The organism is Gardnerella sp. C0026F2, assembly GCF_056590715.1.
On the sequence record NZ_JBWPWR010000001.1, the window covers coordinates 557,069 to 575,712 of the forward strand.

An 18,644-nucleotide genomic window follows, 5' to 3' on the forward strand; every position below is an offset into this window, starting at 1 on the left:
GCATATTTTCAACTTATATCGCTGATTTTTGGAGCGAAAGAAAAATCAGAAAATACTGCTAAACACTTATTAAACGACGAATCTAAATCAATTTTTACGTTTGAATTATCAACTACCCCGCATGTTTGCATACCAGCTTGCTGAGCTGAACATAAAGCTGTAGCAGAATCTTCAAAAACTATGCATTCGGTTGGATCTGCTTTAAGTTGATTAGCAATATCGGTATAAGTTTTAGGACTATGCTTACCTTTTTCAGATAAATCTTCTCCAAAATGAAGAAAATCAAAACAATCAAAAATACCAACTCTTTTTAAAGCTGGAATACACAAGCGTTTAGAAAGAGTTGTGACAAGAAAAAGCTTTACACCATTAGAATGCAAATAATGCACATATTCATACGCGCCTTTTCTTAGCGGAAGATGATTAGCATAAGCGTCAAAAGCCATATCTGACCACTCCTTCATCAAAGCTTCAGGAGAATCAGTGAACCCGTAATTTTTAATAACATATTCTGCAATTTGTCTAGGATTCATTGTTGCAGTTGTACTAGCAAAGATTGAGGGAACGCTCATACCACGTTTCGCAAAACTTACTCGATCAATATCGTCCCAAACGCTTAAAGAATCAAGTAATGTGCCGTCAAAATCAAAAATCGCTGCAACAATAGACGAATTATTTTGTAAATCCATCAATGATCTTCCTACTTGCATTCAATAGTTCACGAGCATGTTCTAGTGAAGTTTTTGATTCACTTCCATCAAGCATCCTAGCAATCTCTTGCTCACGCAACAAATCATTAAGCTCAATAACAGAAGTATTTGCAACTTTAGCAAAAGAGCTATTCTCGCTATTATCGCCATTTTCAACAAGATTTTTTTGTACTGCAAATTGTGCATCTGCAAAAGAAGCAACCTGAGCTAAATGAGTAACAACAATAACTTGAGCATGTTTAGAAAGTTGAGCCAAACGTTTACCTAGCTCTACTGCCGCAACACCACCAACACCAGAATCTACTTCGTCGAAAATAAATGTCATATTATCTTCGTCGCAATCTGTCAACTTCGCAACAACAAGCTCAATTGCAAGCATAAGCCTACTTAATTCACCGCCAGAAGCACTTTTGCTCATAGGCAAATCTGAAGAAGCAGGAAATGGTCGGAACAAAAACTCTACATCATCACATCCGTTAGCATCAAGCGAAATAGAACCAGATAAATCTTCGCAACGCTTATTTACACTGATAATTAATTGAGCACCTGGCATAGCCAAAGAGTTTAATTCTTCACTAACTAAAGTACCAAAATCATGAGCTGCATTTAAACGAGTTTTATATAACTCTTCAGCAAGTTTAAGAGCATCATCATATCGTTGAGCACATTTAGCACGCGCTTTGGCAATAGCTTCAGGAGAATCATCTAAATCTTCAAGTTCAAACTGAGCTTTTTCGGACCAATCAAGTACATCATCTAATGTTGGCCCCCACCTACGAGTTAAATCAGTAAGATCATGAATACGAGAATTTAAATCATCTAAATCTTTTTCACTTACATCGATATCCAACTGTTGAGCAAGCTGCATTACAATATCGTCAAGTTGAGCATGAATATCGTCAAGTTGATTTGCAATAGAATTGAAAGAATCATCTACACGAATATTTCGTAATGCTTGAGAAGCTTTATCTACAAGAAAACAAGCATCTTCAGATGATTCTGAAGCACCATAATCTATTTGACTGGAATCAAGGGATGCGAGCGCAATGCTCACTGCTTTGACAATTTGAGCAGAATTCTCAATTCTTTCTCTTTTTGCGCGCAATTCCTTATCTTCATTAGGGAGAGGATTCACATCTCGTATTCGCGCTAATGATTCTCTAAGGTAATCTGCACGTTGGCGTGAAGAAGACGCTTGATTTTCTAGTCGATTACATGTTTCTTTAGCATCTTTCCACGCTTGATACGCACATGTGTATTGCTTAAGTAATTCACTATTTTTAGATACAGTATCAAGCAATTCGCGCTGTTTTGAATTTGTTGCTATGCGTAATTGGTCACTTTGTCCATGAATCACTATCAATCGAGAGCATACTTGTTCAAGAACTGTTTTTGGTACTGCGAAACCAGAAATTGTTGCTCTTGAACGACCTTCTTGTGGTACTGTTCTAGAAACATACATATCTGATTTATTTTCGTCATTTTCTGAAGGCTCTAATTCAATACCGGATTTGCCAACAGCATCTACTAATTCACTTGTTTTAGGAATACTAAATATGCCTTGAACCCATGCTTCTTTAGCATTTGGAGAAATCCTTGCAACTTCTGCTTTCGATCCAGAAATAAGCTTGATAGCACTTAAAAGCATTGACTTTCCAGCACCTGTTTCGCCCGTAATAGCTGTCATGTGAGACGAAGGAGTAATAAGCGCATGTGAAATTGGCCCAAGATTACGTATTTCTAACTCTTCAAGCACGCTGTACCTCGTTTTATAAATGCTATATTTAATATTATTTTCTACTTAAATAATTCATTTTAAAGAATTACTATTGTGCTCACGCCATCCAACTATTGGCAAATCAAATTTTGTAACTAAACGCTTCGTAAAAGGAGCGCCAGAAAGTCTAGCTAATAATAGCTCATCTTTTGATTGACGAACTTGAATCCTTGATCCTTGAGGTAGCGCACGCTGTCTTCTACCGTCGCAACAAATCCAACCGCCAGAAGACGATTCATTAAGAATGTCAATAGTAAAAGTAGAACCGGCACCAATAATTAGAGGACGCGCAAAAAGAGCATGAGCAGCTAATGGCACTAATTGCAATGCTTCTACATTTGGCCACATAATTGATCCACCTGCTGAAAATGCGTAAGCTGTAGAACCAGTAGGAGTTGAAACTATTACACCATCGCAACCAAAAGATGACATTTCAACATCGTCTACTCGTATTGAAAGTTCTACCATTCGACCTCTGTCTTCACGATCAAGAGTTATATCGTTCAATGCCCAATCACTTAAAGGCTCGCTTTCGCCAGGAAGCCACACATCTACATGAGCTTCCATTCTCCTGTCAATAGTGTAATCCTTGTTTGCAATCCTACGAATAGCATCATTAATTTGAAAACTTTCAAATTCTGCCAAAAAACCAACATGACCAAGATTTATGCCGATAATTGGAACAGTAGTACAATGCACTAACTCAGCAGCCTGAAGCATGGTGCCATCTCCCCCAAGCACCACAACTATTTCCGTATTTTCGTCAACTATACGAGTAGTTTTTTTAGCAAAATCAGACACAGAAGCACTGTTGAATACGTCAACAACGAATCCAGCTTTAATAAGTTGAGTCTTGACTTGATTTACCACATCACTGTGAACATCGATCCTAGCGTGAGTAACTACAAGAGCACGACGAGCCGCCGAAGCGGAATTAGTATCGAAATGTTCCTGCATATACAGCCCCTTCGTACTGTTTAAACACAACTACTACTATTGTAATTGTTAGGATACATATTGAAAAATGCTAAACATTCAATGATTAACTTATTTCTCGTAACGCGCATAAAGAAGATACTCCGTATTGCCATGTGTTCCTTCAATAGGAGATTCGCAAGAGGAGATAACCTTTAGGCCGTTTTGATTTGCACAACTTTTTATTGTTTCTAAAGCTTTAATTCTTAAAGTTTCGTCAGTTACTATTCCACCTTTTCCAAGATTTCCTTTTCCTACTTCAAATTGCGGCTTAACTAAAAGCACAATATCTGCATGCAATTGAGCTATTCTAGAAATTACTGGAATAACAAGCGTTAGAGAAATAAAAGAAACGTCCGAAACTATAAGATTTGGCTTATATGGCAAGTTCTCTTCGTACACATCTCGAATATTTACACCGCTCATTTCAATTACATGTGAATTGTTAGCTATTTTTGGATGCAATTGACCATGACCAACATCTAAAGCTATTACAGAATTAACTCCTCTTTGCAAAAGAACGTCGCAAAAACCGCCCGTTGATGCACCTATATCTAGAGCTTTAGTTGATTTGGAAGTAGTTAAACCATTTTTAGAAAACGCTTCGAAAGCACCTTCTAACTTAAGCGCTCCGCGAGAAACGTATCTAATACAAGATTGCGTATTTTTTGATTCATCGATTGTTATTGCATGTGAATCGTTTACTAAAAATGAGGATTTTGTAATATTTTGATTGTCAACATTCACTACGCCAGCACGAATTAAACGCTGAGCAGTTGTCCTACTTTCTGCTAAACCACGTTTAACCAAAGCGCAATCTAAACGTTGTGAAATATTGCTATTTGAAAGTTTACTTAAATCCTCATTTACAGTCATAAGGAAAACTCCGGAAGAGTGTAATTTTCCATATTTTCACCGCAATCTTGCAAGCTCCATGCCAGCGCACAAGCAGCTCTCAAAGCATTGCAATCGTTGGTGTTATTAACTTCAATAATATTATTATTCACAACTCTTGCTATAGCATCTTCACAAGTAAAAGTAGTACCGTTAACGCGTTCAGGAGCATTATGAGATTCGTTTAATCCTCGCAAGTCTTTAGAAACAAAACTTGGACGCAAATGTTTTGGCGCAAGCATAAGCATGCGAGGATCTGTAACTCCAGTAAGAACAAGCAGAGAAGCATAGCCTCCTCTTGTTCCAGCCTCAATATCAGTATCTAAACGATCTCCAACTGCTAATGAATGCTCAATACTAATTACAGGATTGCCATACTCGTCTTTTTCAGTGTATTCTTCACATTCAGAATCATCATGCTTAGCATTAGCAGCAACCAAAAACCTTGCTTCATCATACATTGCAGATTCTGGTTTTCCAGCAGACGAAATAGGCTCTACACCCGTAGCATTAATAACAGCTTGAATCATGGAACCGCATCCAGGAGCAATACCATGCTCTCTTGGAATAGTTAAGTCGCGGTTAGTAACGAAATATTTTGCACCATGCTCAACAGCGAAAGAAACTTCCGCCATTTCTTGCCAAGTCATTTGAGGATACCAGCCTTGAATAACAGCTTTAGGATTATCTTCGCACGAATCTACAAGCTCTAATCCTACGCGTTGCACTTCTTGACGCAAATGTTCAGCGCCGAGAACAAGAACTTTAGATCCTTTCTCAACATTGCGAGCTACCATTCTTGCTGCAACAACAGAAGACGTTATAATCTGCCATGGTTCTACTTTTAAGCCAAAACTTTCCAGTTGTTTTGCAACAACAGATTGGAAACGTGAAGAATTATTAGTTGTATATTCAATGAACATACCGTGATTTTGCGCGTTAGAAATTGCTTCAGCCGCATATTCAACAGCATTTCCACCACGATATACAACACCATCTAAATCAAGCAGTGCTAGACGAAATGCATCGCTTAACGGACGATTACATGAAGAAAAATTCTTTTTCGTTTCAACTTGCATACTATACCTCATTTAAGTTTGCTAAACACTGCACTTAATTTAGATTCAAATTTTATTAAGCCTATTTTATAAATATCAACTCTTAAAGCAGCAAGTGCCCGGCTTACTTAAAAGCAGCCGGGCGCAAATATTCAAATGTTACGAACTACTCTTCGTCAGAGTGAACAGCACTCATCTCGATAGTATCCGTATTATCCGCATTCTCAGAGTTACTTGTTTCTTCTGAGTCTTCTGAATCTTCTGAGTCTTCTAAATCTTTAGAATCTTCAGTTACTTCAGATTCTTCATCAGATTCTTCATCAGGAGCAAATTGAGCATCATCTTCACTCATGCCAATTTCATCCATCATGTCATCATTCAAATGCTCTAAATCATAGTCGATAACAATATCATCAGGATTTATATCTTCGTCATCAACATCAGCATACTGTTGCTCAAGCTTATCAAGCAAAGACTCTAATTCAATTGCTTCGTCACTACGACCGGCTTCTTCCAAGAAGTATTGTTCTGCTTGAACTGCACGCATACGATACTCCCCAGGAAGGCCCTTTGAACGACCCATTGCATGAACCAATTCAATAGCCTTATCAGCATGACCAGTATCAGCCAAAACACCTGCATAAACGAGGAACATTTCGGCTTTTACTTCTCCTCTTAAGGTTTTTGCTTCATCTGACATGCAAATTTCTAAAGCCTTATCTAGATTTCCCATACCGCGCTCGCAATCGGCAATAAATGGCAAATAATCGAGATAACCATTCATTCGCATTGCAGTGCGGAATTCCTTAGAAGCAAGCTTGTAATCGCCCTGACGATAGGCCACAAAAGCTAAAGTTTCGCGAGCAAAATCAATACGAGATGCTTGCTTAGCAGCCCACTTTGCATGTTCTAATGCAAGTTCAGGATTTTCTTCTTGCAAAGTATAGGCAGCAAGAATATGAAGACCAATATTTTCAGCATGCTCCTTTGAAAGACCGCGCAAACGCTCGCGATCTTCTTTAGAAAGCATTGCCCATTCCAAACCTTTTGGCATCTTAGGCTCACCAGGGCGACGTGCTGTATAAGGATTTTGAGATGGATAAGAAACAGTTCCGTCAGAATTGCGGCGTGGACCATCTTCAAAACGGAAGTTACTACGCGAATTTGTGAGACGATCGCCTCTGCGGTCATCTCTGCGATTATCACGACGATCAAAACGACGCTCATTATCTCTGCGCTCATCGCGACGATCGTCTCTGCGGTCATTACGGAAGCCACCCTTAAAGCCTTTATGGAAATCTTTATGGAAATCGCCATTGCGATGGTTCTCACGACGATTATCCCTGCGATCGTCACGATGGTTAAAACGATGCTCACCATCAAACTTCTTGTAGCGTGGGTTGCCACCTTCTTCACCAGAATGTTCAAAATCTCTAGAACGACGGTCATCACGACGATCATCTACACGATCAAAATGACGGTTACGATCAAAGCGACGATCATTATCGCGATTCTCTGAGCGGAATCCGTCCTTCTTAAAACCATTCTTCTTAAAACCACCGCGACGGTCATCTTTACGATCGTCATGACGGTTAAAACGACGATCACCATCACGCTTTACGCCAGAGTGGAAGCTCTCTTCACGGTCATCATCATTACGGCGGAAGCCACCCTTCTTAAAACCGCCTTTATGGAAACCATCTTTATGGAAACCGCCGCGACGCTCGCTACTTTTACCACCATTGCGATGACCAAATCCGCCACGTTCACCAAAAGATTTCTTACCACTCCGCGAGTGTCCGCGTTCTTCGCCCATTCTGGCATACCTCTCATCTATGTGCAATTTTATTACAAAATCACATTTTAATTATATTCATAAAACAACTAAACATCTGCTGTAAGCAAGCTATAGCATACATCAAGCAGCAAGCTTACAACAGATGTATTTTTTAATAAATCACAAACATTTATTAAGCGCGCTCTACGACACCGATAGCTTTCTTGCCGCGGCGAAGCAAAGCGAAACGACCGTGCAAGAAAGAGCCCTCACTTAACACATCGTCGACACCACTTACACGTTCATTATTTAGATACAAACCGCCTGCTTCAATAGCGCGACGAGCTTCGGAAACAGTGCGGAACAGACCTGCGGCAACTGCAGCCTCAACAACACGATCTGCAACTTTAGCCTTAGCGAAATCTAAACTACCGTCTTCAGCCTTAACCTTAACGCCATCTAAAGCAGCTTCAAGAGTCTGCTCATCAATATTGCAAAGATCACCACGTCCAAACAAAGCGGAAGAAGCTTCAATAGCCTGGTTCGTTAAATCTTCACCGTGAACGAAACTTGTAACTTCCCACGCAAGCACGCGCTGAGCTTCACGACTTCCAGGATCATCCTGAATTTGCTGAGCTAAACGCTCAATTTCATCTTTTGGTAAGAAAGTGAACACTTTAAGCAACTTAACAACTTCATCATCAGGCTGATTGAACCAGAACTGGTAGAAGCGATAAGGGCTAAGCATAGAAGGATCAAGCCACATGGCGTTACCTTCTGACTTACCAAACTTACGACCTTGATTATCTGTAATAATCGGGCTAGTAAACACGTTTACGGATGCGCCACGAACCTTACGAATCAAATCCATGCCGGAAGTGAGATTACCCCACTGATCCGAACCACCAAGTTGCAAAGTTACGTTGTAATTATCAAACAAGTACAAGAAGTCGTTGCCTTGCAAAACTTGATAACTAAACTCAGCAAAAGAAATACCTTCATCGGAATTTAAGCGACGAGCCACAATATCCTTGGAAAGCATTGTGCCAACTCGGAAGTTCTTACCAACATCGCGCAAAAAGTCGATAGCAGACATCTTAGAGACCCAGTCGTAATTGCTGACAAAACGAACAGGATTTTCACCATCAAGAGGCAAAATTCTGCCAATCTGCTTACGCAAACGTTCAGCCCAACCAGCCACAATATCCTTAGAATTAAGAGTGCGTTCTCCGCTTTGACGAGGGTCACCAATCAAACCAGTAGCACCACCAACTAAAGCAATAGGATGATGACCTGCAGCCTGCAAGTGGCGCATATTAATAAGCTGCACAAGATTACCAATATGCAATGAAGCAGCAGTAGGATCGTAACCGCAATAATACGTTAATGGTTCTCCGTCAAGCGCTTGAGCAAGTTGCTGCTCATCAGTAGATTGTGAAATTAATCCACGCCACTTAAGCTCTTCAAACAAAGAAGCAAAACCTGCTTCCTTGTAGTTCCTGACCTGAGCCATTCGTATCTCCTTAATACAGAATACCGATAAATATCGGGCGCTTTGCGCGTCCACAAGCCTTTCAATTTTTGCAGCACATGACGACACGCATAATAAAAAGTGCCAAATATCATAAAGTACGATACTTGGCACTATAACGTGACAGCTAATAATCTAATTTTAAAATTATTTTATAGGCGAAGTATAAGCAGAACCATCGCTTTTCGAATTTGCAAATTTATAATAATTATCCATTGCGTTTTCAGCCTCTAAAATTTGCTCTTTAACTCGCACGAAGGCTGTACCGCCACGACCGCATCTAGCAGACACAGATCCAGCACTAGTCAATATTGTTCTAATATTCGCAATTTCTGCGCTATCAACAAAACCGCTTAGAATATTTGAAAAATCATCATCGCTTAAATCAGCAAGATCTCCCCCAATTTCCTCAGCTCGCTTTACACACAAACCAGACAAAGTATGAGCATTACGGAATGGAACACCCTTTTTTACAAGCCATTCTGCAATATCTGTAGCAAGAGCGAAACCAGTAGAAGACTGTTCATAAAGTCTATTTAGATCAAATTTCATAGTTTCTACCATTCCAGCAAAAGCTGGAAGCAGCACTTCTAAAGTGTCAATTTGATCAAAAACAGCTTCTTTATCTTCCTGCAAATCGCGAGCATAAGCAGTAGGAAGACCTTTAAGAGTTGCCATTAAACCAGTTAAATCGCCTATTAATCTACCAGCTTTACCGCGAGCAAGTTCCGCAATATCTGGATTCTTTTTTTGAGGCATAATCGATGAGCCAGTTGAATAAGCATCATCTAAACGAACAAATGCAAATTCTTGAGTATTCCAAATAATAATTTCTTCACTTAATCGTGATATATCAACGCCAACCATTGCTGCAATGAATGAAAATTCTGCAACTAAGTCTCTACTTGCAGTTGCGTCTATAGAATTAGCACAAACTTTTGAAAAACCAAGCTCTTTAGCTACTTGTTCTGGATTAAGACCAAGAGTATTGCCTGCCAAAGCTCCTGCTCCATAAGGGCTTTCATCTGCACGCAAATCCCAATCTATGAAGCGATTTACATCTCGTAAAAGCGGCCAAACATGTGCCATTAACTGATGCGCAAGCAAAATTGGTTGAGCGTGTTGCATGTGAGTGCGACCCGGCATCACTGCATCTTTTGCATTTTTTGATTGATTCATCAACGCTTGGCAAACTGACAACAATAATGATGCAATAATGCGCGCATGCCTACGCAAAAACATACGTATTAAAGCTGCAATTTGATCGTTCCTAGATCGACCTGCACGAAGCTTTCCACCAAGCTCATTTCCAGCAATTTCAAGTAAACCGCGCTCTAATGCTGTAGCTTCATCCTCATCTTCCTCAATAGGTGCAAAAGTTCCGTCATCTACACGCTTTTGCAATTCATCTAATGCACAAGATAAATCAGCATACTCTTTTTCGTTAAGAAGACCTGCACGATGCAACGCATGCGCATGAGCTCTAGAACCAGCAATATCATCATCCGCTAATCGCCAATCAAATTGTGTGGACTTGCTTAGTTTCGCTAACTCTGCTGAAGGACCTGAACTAAATCGTCCACCCCACAATGCAATAGGGTGATTAGTATTATTAGTTTCATTATTTTCTAGTTCTGCGGCTGCTGCTTTTGTTGCATCGTGCATAGTTTATTACCTTTATATCTTTTTTATATATATCGTATTAGTTGTTGTTTGCAACGCGCATATCTCTTGCTGCTGCAACCTTGCTAGACAATCCGTAGATTTCAATGAATCCATTGGAAGCACGCTGATCAAATGTATCTGAAGAATCATATGTTGCTAAATTAAAATCATATAATGATTCCTCAGAACGGCGTCCAGTAACTACAGCTTTGCCGGCATACATAGTCATTCGAATTTCTCCAGAAACATGCTCTTGAGTTTCATTAATAAATGCGTTAAGAGAACGTACAACTGGAGAGAACCACTGACCGTCATAGACAAATTCAGCCCACTTTTTATCAAGAGCACGCTTTAACCTGTGCTGCTCACGCTCCAGGCAGCAATTTTCAAGCTCTTGGTGTGCAACAATTAAAGCTTGAGCACCTGGAACTTCGTACAATTCACGAGATTTAATTCCTACAAGACGATCTTCAATAATATCGATTCGTCCAATTCCTTGCGCTCCAGCTCTTGCATTCATTTCTTCAATTGCTTGTAAAGGCGTTACGCTATGACCGTCAATTGCAACTGGAACACCTTTTTCAAAAGTAATTGTAACTTCATCCGGTTCTTGAGATTCAAGAGGATTTTGCGTATAAGAATAGCACTCTTCAGTCGGAGCATTCCATGGATCTTCTAAGAAACCGGTTTCAATTGCACGGCCCCAAACATTTTGGTCGATCGAATATGGGCTTTTCTTGCTCTGTTCAATTGGAAGCTTGTGCTCGTTAGCGAACTCTATTTCAACATCACGAGTAAGTGACAAATCTCGAATTGGGCTAATAGCTTTTAATTCTGGATCCAAAGATTGGATTGCAACTTCAAAACGAACTTGATCGTTTCCTTTACCTGTGCAACCATGCGCAATTGTGTCTGCATCAAATTGATGAGCTGCATTCACTAAGTGGCGAGTAATCAAAGGCCTGGAAAGAGCGGAAACCAATGGATACACGTCTTCATACATTGCGTTAGCTTTTAATGCAAGCATGCAATAATTATCTGCGAATTCTTCGCGAGCATCGACAACATATGCCTCAACTGCACCACAAGCCAAAGCACGATTTTTAATTACTTCAAGTGCTTCACCGCCTTGGCCAACGTTTAGTGACACAGCTACAACGTCTTGACCTGTTTGCTCTTTAAGGTATGGAATTGCTACAGAAGTATCGAGGCCACCTGAATACGCCAAGACAATACGTTTTTTATTAGTCATTGTGACCTCCCAGGTCATGTATTGAATAAATAAACAATAAAGAGCATATTATACATCTAAAATAAAATCAACAGACGCACCAAAAAATTATTATATTTTTATAATCTTCGGAGAATTATTACAAAATACAAAAAATATATCGATTATAGTTATGCATATAAAGACGCGTGCAGCTCAACAATGCACTGCACGCGTATGAATCTTTTCTTTAATGCAAAATTATTTTTCTAATACAACTCTTTTGAATACAACTCTTATTGAAATAAACACAATACTTCTTAATAGATTATTTAACGAGAAGCTACTGAAAGCATCCAATTTGCTCGATTTTCAGCTTCTTCATTTGAAACGCAAACCATAATAACTGTATCATCTCCAGCAACTGATCCTAAAATACCTTTCAAAGGCTGACGATCTATAACACTTGCAACGTATTGTGCAGCGCCTGACGGAGTGTGAATAACAACAATATTATTTGCATGCCCAACTTCAGTGACAAGACCTGTTAAAGTACGAGCAACTTGCTGATCAATTCGCACAGTATCCATAGCATGACGATTGCCAGTACCATCGCCAAGCACATACGCAATCCTGCCATCCGTCAATCGAATTTTAACGGCATTTAACTCATCTAAATCTCGGCTCAAAGTAGCTTGAGTAACATTAAAACCATGACGTGCCAACACTTTAGCGAGTTGAGATTGAGAAGTAATTACTTCTGCCAGTAACGCTTGTTCAATAGCGTTTAAACGCGCTGCTTTTGTTACAGGACGTTGCTGTTTTATTGACACTTCGTTATTTGATTCTGCATCCGTTTCTGGATTCATCATAGTTTTATCAAAACCTTTCATAAACATATTCTCAATTAAATATATACGAATACGTGTATACATATCTACATGCATAAAAAATTACTTATGTGTTCTTCGTCACACATATCTATTATGCATGAAAACGCTATATTTTATTTAAAAAATAGATATTACTTTACATAAAAAGAAAAAGAGTCAACAATACAATAAATGCGATTATGCATACTATTATTGGAATGTATGCACAATCGCATTAATTAAAATATGTTATATATTACACTCGCAAAGTTGCGTGCAAGACTTCAGCAGCATCCGTAATCTTCTTACGAACTTCTTCCATCTCTTCGCCAGAAAGCGTTCTATCATTTGCTCGGAACGTTACAGAATAAGCAAGAGAACGCAAGCCTTCTCCAAGCTGCTCACCCTCATATACATCGAACAACTCAACAGATTCAAGCAAATCTCCAGCAGACTTTTCAATAGCAGACTGCAATTCATTCGCCTTCAACTCAATTGGTGCAGTGAAAGCAAAATCTTGCTTTACAGGAGGGAAAGTTGAAATTGGTTTAGCTTGAACAGGTTTCATAAGCATATTCTTAAATAATTCAGTTAAATCAAGCTCGAATGCTGCAGAATGCTTAGGCAAATCTAATGCTTCACAAACATGCGGATGCAATTCGCCAACAACACCAAGATTGACGCTTGAACCATCTTCAGCAAGAACACAAACTTGAGCACTACGACCAGGATGCCAAGAAGATGGAGCATCTTGAGCTTTAAACTGTTCGAGAATGAACTTAACACCAATTCTCTTACCAACTCGCTGGAGTGCTTCAACAGCATCGCTCCAATCAACATCTCTATGAGTACCAAGCCAACCAGTTTCTTCAGCATGACCAGTCAGCAAAGCAGCAACATGCAAAGGTTGTTCCGGTAATCCAGCATCCAGAGCAGCAAGTTCGGCATTAGAAGGTCTAACAGAACCAGGTAATGCAGGAATTGCAGGAGCATTTGGATCACTAAAGTACACATGACCAAGCTCATACATGGAAATATCTGTTAAACCACGATGAAGATTGCGTCGAACAGTGCCAGCTAAAGTCATCAAAACAGAACGACGAAGCCAAGGTCTGTCTCCAGCTAAAGGATTAGCAATACGAACACTTACTTCAGCAACTTCGTCCACATTTTGACGGAAAGCCTTAATATCTTCCTCACCAACAAATGGATAGCTTAAAGATTCAACAAAACCAGTTTCTGCTAACTCATAAGCAATAGCGCGTCTAGTTTGTTGTTGCGAAGTTAAACCAGTTCGACCAGTAACAGGAACAGCAGGAACCTTAACAGGAATCTCATCGTATCCAATAAGTCGAGCAATTTCTTCTACTAAATCGCAAGGCTCGTTCAAATCAGGACGCCAAGTTGGAGGCAAAACAGAGAATGAACCGTTACCGCCACCAGCAACAGAGCAACCAATATCGGTAAGAATATCGCTAATGCGATTCAAATCAACATCCAAACCAGCAACTCGCTGCACTTCATTAGCTTTAAACACAATCACATTTCGCGACTGAGTATTATTAACATCACACGGCGATGTAGATGGCTTAGCTCCACCAAACTGTTCCAAAAGATTTGCAGCCATTTGTGCAGCTGCTGGCTGCAATTGAGTATCAACGCCACGCTCAAAACGACGAGAAGCCTCAGAAGGAATCTTATGTCGTCTAGCAGTGCGAGCAATTGAAACGGGATCAAAGTGAGCTGCCTCAATCAAAATATTTTTCGTTTCACTCGTAACTTCGCCGTACATGCCTCCCATAACACCTGCTAAGCCAAGCACGCGTGAACCATGGTTTCCACGAGGAGAATCGCAAATAACTAAATCCTCAACATGCAATTCATGATCTTTGCCATCCAAAGTCGTAAGATGTTCGCCATCATGTGCACGACGAACTACAATTGGACCTTCAATTTTGTCTAAATCATAAGCGTGAAGAGGTTGACCCAAATCTAGCATGACATAATTAGTGATATCAACAGCAAGAGAGATACTGCGCATACCTGCACGCGTTAAACGACGCTGCATCCAACGTGGGCTTGCACAAGTGGAATCAAAATCATGTACAGCACGCGCATAATATCGATCACAACCAGGTATACCATGAATTGGATTAGTATCTTCAATGCTCACGTCAATATCTGAAGTCTTGTGACCTTCATCATTAATTTGCGATACCTGTTCATTCAACTTTGAAACAGGATCCGTATAAACAGCACCAGTTGAATGATGATATTCGCGAGCAACACCACGATAAGAGAAAGCATAACCACGATCAGGCGTTATGTTAATCTCCAAAATCGGCTTATTAAGATGAAGTAATTCCATAGCATCATCGCCAGGCTTTAATGCCTCGTATTCTGCTTTAGAGAATCCATATTCGCGAAGCAAAATAATGCCGTCGTGACTATCTCCTAAACCAAGCTCACGCTCAGATGCGCACATTCCGTTAGAAATGTGGCCGTAAGTTTTGCGAGGCTCAATCTTAAAATCTCCAGGCAGAACAGCACCAGGAAGAGTAACAACTACCTTTTCACCAGCAGCCATATTAGGAGCGCCACAAATAATGCCACGAGGAACTTTTTTACCGTTTTCGTCAACATCGTTGTATTTATCTCCGACATCAACATGGCACCAATTAATAGTTTTGCCATTTTTCTGCGGTTCAGGAGTTGCATCAACTACGTAACCGACAACAATTGGACCGGTAACTTGAGAAGTGTGAATCTCTTCTTCCTCTAAACCAACACGAACTAAATCTTTAGCAAGCTGTTCGTATGTTAAACCTTCTGGCACTTCAACATGATCTTTAAGCCAGTCAATATCTACCATTGGCATGAGTTTTACTCCCCCATCACAAACTGTTCACTGAAGCGCTTATCGCCTTCAACCAAATCATGCATATCGTTAATATCGTGACGAAGAAGCAGAGTCCTCTCCAAGCCGACGCCAAAAGCAAAACCGGTATACACTTGTGGATCTAAACCTGCAGACTTCAACACATTAGGGTTAACCATTCCACAGCCACCCCATTCAATCCAGCCTGGGCCGCCCTTTTTATCTGGGAACCATAAATCAAGCTCAGCACTAGGCTCAGTAAATGGGAAGTAGCTTGGTCGCAAACGGCTCTTTGCATCTGGACCAAACATTGCAACAGCTAAACGATCGAGAACACCCTTTAAATCAGCCATTGTTAAATGCTTATCCACAGCCAAAGCTTCACATTGATGGAAAACTGGAGTATGCGTTGCATCCAGTTCATCAGTGCGGAACACTCTACCAGGAGAAGCAATATACAGAGGAACTCCACGCTCAATTAACGCACGTACTTGATCAGAAGAAGTTTGCGTGCGCAAAACCATATTTGAACCAACAAAGCCTGCGGCATCCTTAGCTTGATTGCCTTGAACGTAGAAAGTATCCTGCATTTGACGCGCAGGATGATCCGGCCCAAAGTTCAATGCATCGAAATCAAACCATTCAGTTTCAACTTCTGGACCCGCAGAAATCTGCCAACCCATAGACACAAAGAAGTCTTCAAAATCTTCAATAATACGAGCAATAGGATGACGAGCACCTAGAGGCTTACGATTAATCGGAAGAGTCATATCTACAGTCTCAGCAGAAAGCATACGAGCTTCTTCAATGGCTTTAATTCGCTCTGTAGCTTCTGCAAAAGCTCGACCAAAATCAGCTCGCAAAGTTGACATTACCTTGCCAACTTCCTTCTTTTGATCTGCAAGCAAAGAACCAATTGCTTTGCTTGCAACAGTCATCACTGACTGTGCGCCAGCATACTTAGTTTTAACAGCCTTCAGCTCTTCCATAGTTTGAGCAGCTGTAACGCTAGCAATACCTTCTTTTACTGCTTTAGTTACAGCTTTAATATCGAATGGCTTATTATCGGTCACAGCACCCTTCCTATCTGTGTTATACGTATATTCATTGTTTATATACGATATTGCAAAATATTGCCCAAAATTATATTTTTCGCTCATGACTCGACATAGCCAAGCCCATAAGCATTACTGCTGCACTTGTTGCAAGGTTCATTGATTCCGCTTTTCCATATATTGGAATTATTGAAATATCGTCAACCTGCTGCAATACTTCTTTAGGTAAGCCTCTAGCTTCATTACCAAATAAAATAGCCAAAGAACTGCTAATAACCTCGGAATTGACTAAAATTTTTGGAAATGGCACAGGTTTAATCTTGTCAGTTCCGTAAATATCAGCTGCAATAACTCGAATATTTGATTTTGCGGCGCATTCGAACCAGTCTTGAACGCTTAATTGCACTACAGGAAGATGAAATAGTGAGCCAGCAGTCGAACGCACAAGCTTAGAATTCCAACGACTTACGCAATCATCAACAAAAACAACAGCATCGCATCCAGCAACATCTGCAACGCGAATAATAGCACCAGCATTGCCAGGATCTCTTACCTGCCAGCAAGCTGCAATACGAAGAGGTTTAAAATCGTTTTTTGATTTTATTTGTGCTGATTGTTGCAAATTTTTAAACTCACTAAAATAGATATCATCTAAAGATTTCGAATTAGCAACCGCAACAATTCCCTGTGAATCAGCACTAATTTTTTGCATAATACTCGATTCAACAGGATGAACATAACAAGATCGAGATAAAGCTTCTTTAACTATTTCCCGCAAAGAAGAAAATTGGGAACTTTCCTTTTCATTACCTTCACAAGCATCTTTAGTAACATAAATATCACATAACGAATCTGTGGCATAACGTACAGCTTCGCGCACACTTTGCGGACCTTCAACTAAAAAACGCTGCAAATCATGCGACTTTGCGCGACCTAAAGAAACGAGTCTGCGCACGCGCTCACTGTGAGTATTATCAATTAGTTCTTTTAACGGCATAAATATAACTCTACTTCAAAAACGATTACGACACAGGAAATAAGCGTTCACGTATTTATGCAAACTTGTCACGTTCTTTGCAACAAGACTTATAAGCAAAACCTTATAAACTCTATTCATGATGCTCTGAAGAACTGGAAGTTGTATAGCCTTTAGGCTCAAGCTGGAAAGTAGTGTGAGAGACAGAAACAGGAAAATGCTCGCGCAAGCAGTCCTGAAGCTGGGAAAGCACCTGAGAGCATTGAGACATTGTCATATTAGGATCCACAACAACATGTGCCATAAAAATCGGCATACCAGTAGAGACAGTACTAGCGTGCAAATCGTGAACTGCAAGAACATGAGGAACATGTTCTAGATGTTCACGAACTTTGTTTAAATCAAGACCTTCAGGAGTCTGCTCAAGAAGAACCTTAACAGCATTCTTAAGAAGTTTTAGCGCACGAGGAATCATAAGAAGCGCAATAATACCGCCAGCTACAGCATCAAAACCTGCCCAGCCTGTACTCATCATTACAATAGCTGAAACTACAACTGCAACAGATCCAAGAGCATCGTTCATAACCTCAAGAAATGCGGCACGCATATTCATATTGTCTTGAGATTGAGACATAAGAATTACAAGAGAGCCTAAATTCGCAGCTAAACCAAGAATACCAAAGAATAGCAGCTGATTTACATCGTGAATGCCTTGATGGCCACTACCAAAAAGACGCATTCCAGCTTCAACAAGAGCATACACTCCTACAAGCAGTAAAATAAGAGCTCCCGCAGCAGCTGTAATAACCTCAAGACGCGCCCAACCCCACGTGCGCTTACTATTTGGGCGACGACGCATAAGAATTGCAGTAACTGTTGAAGCTGCAAGAACTGAAATGTCTGTAAGCATATGACCTGCGTCTATAAGAAGCGACAAAGAATTAGTTAGGAAAGAACCAATCACCTCAGCAAAAAACACAGTTGCAGTAAGAGAAAGCGTAAGAAGCAAACGATGCTGATGTGCGTGACTTGCGTGAATTGCGGCTGCTTGGGAAGCTGCGTTGGCGTTATTGTAATTAGTATCGAAAGAGTTGGCATTTTCGTTCGCACTGCTTGAGCGTGAATCAGTGCTGTTAGTTCGAATTGCATCGTTATGATTATGCACTTTCCAGCCTCCTAAAATATTAAAATATTTGGGCGATATCGTTTCTCAATATCATTCGCATTTTGCCTTATACGCAATGAACCCCAGCCTAAGCCGGGGTT

Annotated in this window: 14 protein-coding genes; all 14 read right to left on the reverse strand. The window is 40.2% G+C overall.

The genetic code is table 11. The features are described from left to right. Positions 1 to 8 precede the first annotated feature (8 nt). A complete protein-coding gene (locus AC1EK3_RS02115; RefSeq protein WP_480033409.1) occupies positions 9 to 689 on the reverse strand; it encodes an HAD family hydrolase in 681 nt (226 codons plus the stop codon). Next, complete coding sequence (recN, locus tag AC1EK3_RS02120; protein WP_480033408.1) at positions 673 to 2,466, reverse strand: DNA repair protein RecN; 1,794 nt, start codon at positions 2,464 to 2,466, stop codon at positions 673 to 675. Before recN ends, AC1EK3_RS02115 begins: the two co-directional genes overlap by 17 nt. Positions 2,467 to 2,520: 54 nt before the next feature. Continuing rightward, complete coding sequence (locus tag AC1EK3_RS02125) at positions 2,521 to 3,444, reverse strand: NAD kinase (RefSeq protein WP_480033407.1); 924 nt, start codon at positions 3,442 to 3,444, stop codon at positions 2,521 to 2,523. Positions 3,445 to 3,534: 90 nt separating this feature from the next. Further along, on the reverse strand, positions 3,535 to 4,338 hold the full coding sequence (locus tag AC1EK3_RS02130; protein ID WP_421788862.1) for a TlyA family RNA methyltransferase: 804 nt from the start codon (positions 4,336 to 4,338) through the stop codon (positions 3,535 to 3,537). Further along, complete coding sequence (locus tag AC1EK3_RS02135; RefSeq protein ID WP_480033406.1) at positions 4,335 to 5,435, reverse strand: HAD-IIA family hydrolase; 1,101 nt, start codon at positions 5,433 to 5,435, stop codon at positions 4,335 to 4,337. The genes AC1EK3_RS02130 and AC1EK3_RS02135 overlap by 4 nt, the downstream gene beginning before the upstream one ends. A 145-nt stretch (positions 5,436 to 5,580) precedes the next feature. Next, complete coding sequence (locus tag AC1EK3_RS02140; RefSeq protein ID WP_480033405.1) at positions 5,581 to 7,230, reverse strand: tetratricopeptide repeat protein; 1,650 nt, start codon at positions 7,228 to 7,230, stop codon at positions 5,581 to 5,583. A gap of 154 nt (positions 7,231 to 7,384) precedes the next feature. Next, on the reverse strand, positions 7,385 to 8,704 hold the full coding sequence (tyrS, locus tag AC1EK3_RS02145; protein WP_480033404.1) for a tyrosine--tRNA ligase: 1,320 nt from the start codon (positions 8,702 to 8,704) through the stop codon (positions 7,385 to 7,387). Between the two features lie 165 nt (positions 8,705 to 8,869). Then, entirely contained in the window at positions 8,870 to 10,387 is a 1,518-nt protein-coding gene (gene argH, locus AC1EK3_RS02150) for an argininosuccinate lyase (protein ID WP_480033403.1), read from the reverse strand. Positions 10,388 to 10,424: 37 nt separating this feature from the next. Further along, complete coding sequence (locus AC1EK3_RS02155; protein ID WP_076002803.1) at positions 10,425 to 11,639, reverse strand: argininosuccinate synthase; 1,215 nt, start codon at positions 11,637 to 11,639, stop codon at positions 10,425 to 10,427. Positions 11,640 to 11,929: 290 nt separating this feature from the next. Continuing rightward, positions 11,930 to 12,469, reverse strand: a complete 540-nt coding sequence (locus tag AC1EK3_RS02160; RefSeq protein WP_117008871.1) for an arginine repressor — start codon at positions 12,467 to 12,469, stop codon at positions 11,930 to 11,932. 256 nt (positions 12,470 to 12,725) lie between these two features. Beyond that, on the reverse strand, positions 12,726 to 15,347 hold the full coding sequence (gene pheT, locus AC1EK3_RS02165; RefSeq protein WP_480033402.1) for a phenylalanine--tRNA ligase subunit beta: 2,622 nt from the start codon (positions 15,345 to 15,347) through the stop codon (positions 12,726 to 12,728). 5 nt (positions 15,348 to 15,352) lie between these two features. Further along, positions 15,353 to 16,420, reverse strand: a complete 1,068-nt coding sequence (gene pheS / locus AC1EK3_RS02170; protein ID WP_419399306.1) for a phenylalanine--tRNA ligase subunit alpha — start codon at positions 16,418 to 16,420, stop codon at positions 15,353 to 15,355. Between the two features lie 70 nt (positions 16,421 to 16,490). Beyond that, positions 16,491 to 17,399: a TrmH family RNA methyltransferase gene (locus AC1EK3_RS02175; protein ID WP_391495717.1), complete on the reverse strand. Its 909-nt coding sequence runs from the start codon at positions 17,397 to 17,399 to the stop codon at positions 16,491 to 16,493. A 112-nt stretch (positions 17,400 to 17,511) separates the two neighbouring features. Further along, positions 17,512 to 18,543, reverse strand: a complete 1,032-nt coding sequence (locus AC1EK3_RS02180) for a cation diffusion facilitator family transporter (protein WP_480033401.1) — start codon at positions 18,541 to 18,543, stop codon at positions 17,512 to 17,514. Between the last annotated feature and the right edge of the window lie 101 nt (positions 18,544 to 18,644).

Bases quoted from the DNA above. Each gene is read 5' to 3' on its own strand.
- AC1EK3_RS02130 (WP_421788862.1), bottom strand. From the start codon at position 4,338: ATGACTGTAAATGAGGATTTAAGTAAACTTTCAAATAGCAATATTTCA.
- pheT (WP_480033402.1), bottom strand. From the start codon at position 15,347: ATGCCAATGGTAGATATTGACTGGCTTAAAGATCATGTTGAAGTGCCA.
- AC1EK3_RS02160 (WP_117008871.1), bottom strand. From the start codon at position 12,469: ATGATGAATCCAGAAACGGATGCAGAATCAAATAACGAAGTGTCAATA.
- AC1EK3_RS02115 (WP_480033409.1), bottom strand. From the start codon at position 689: ATGGATTTACAAAATAATTCGTCTATTGTTGCAGCGATTTTTGATTTT.
- AC1EK3_RS02140 (WP_480033405.1), bottom strand. From the start codon at position 7,230: ATGGGCGAAGAACGCGGACACTCGCGGAGTGGTAAGAAATCTTTTGGT.
- AC1EK3_RS02155 (WP_076002803.1), bottom strand. From the start codon at position 11,639: ATGACTAATAAAAAACGTATTGTCTTGGCGTATTCAGGTGGCCTCGAT.
- AC1EK3_RS02175 (WP_391495717.1), bottom strand. From the start codon at position 17,399: ATGCCGTTAAAAGAACTAATTGATAATACTCACAGTGAGCGCGTGCGC.
- AC1EK3_RS02125 (WP_480033407.1), bottom strand. From the start codon at position 3,444: ATGCAGGAACATTTCGATACTAATTCCGCTTCGGCGGCTCGTCGTGCT.
- argH (WP_480033403.1), bottom strand. From the start codon at position 10,387: ATGCACGATGCAACAAAAGCAGCAGCCGCAGAACTAGAAAATAATGAA.
- tyrS (WP_480033404.1), bottom strand. From the start codon at position 8,704: ATGGCTCAGGTCAGGAACTACAAGGAAGCAGGTTTTGCTTCTTTGTTT.
- AC1EK3_RS02135 (WP_480033406.1), bottom strand. From the start codon at position 5,435: ATGCAAGTTGAAACGAAAAAGAATTTTTCTTCATGTAATCGTCCGTTA.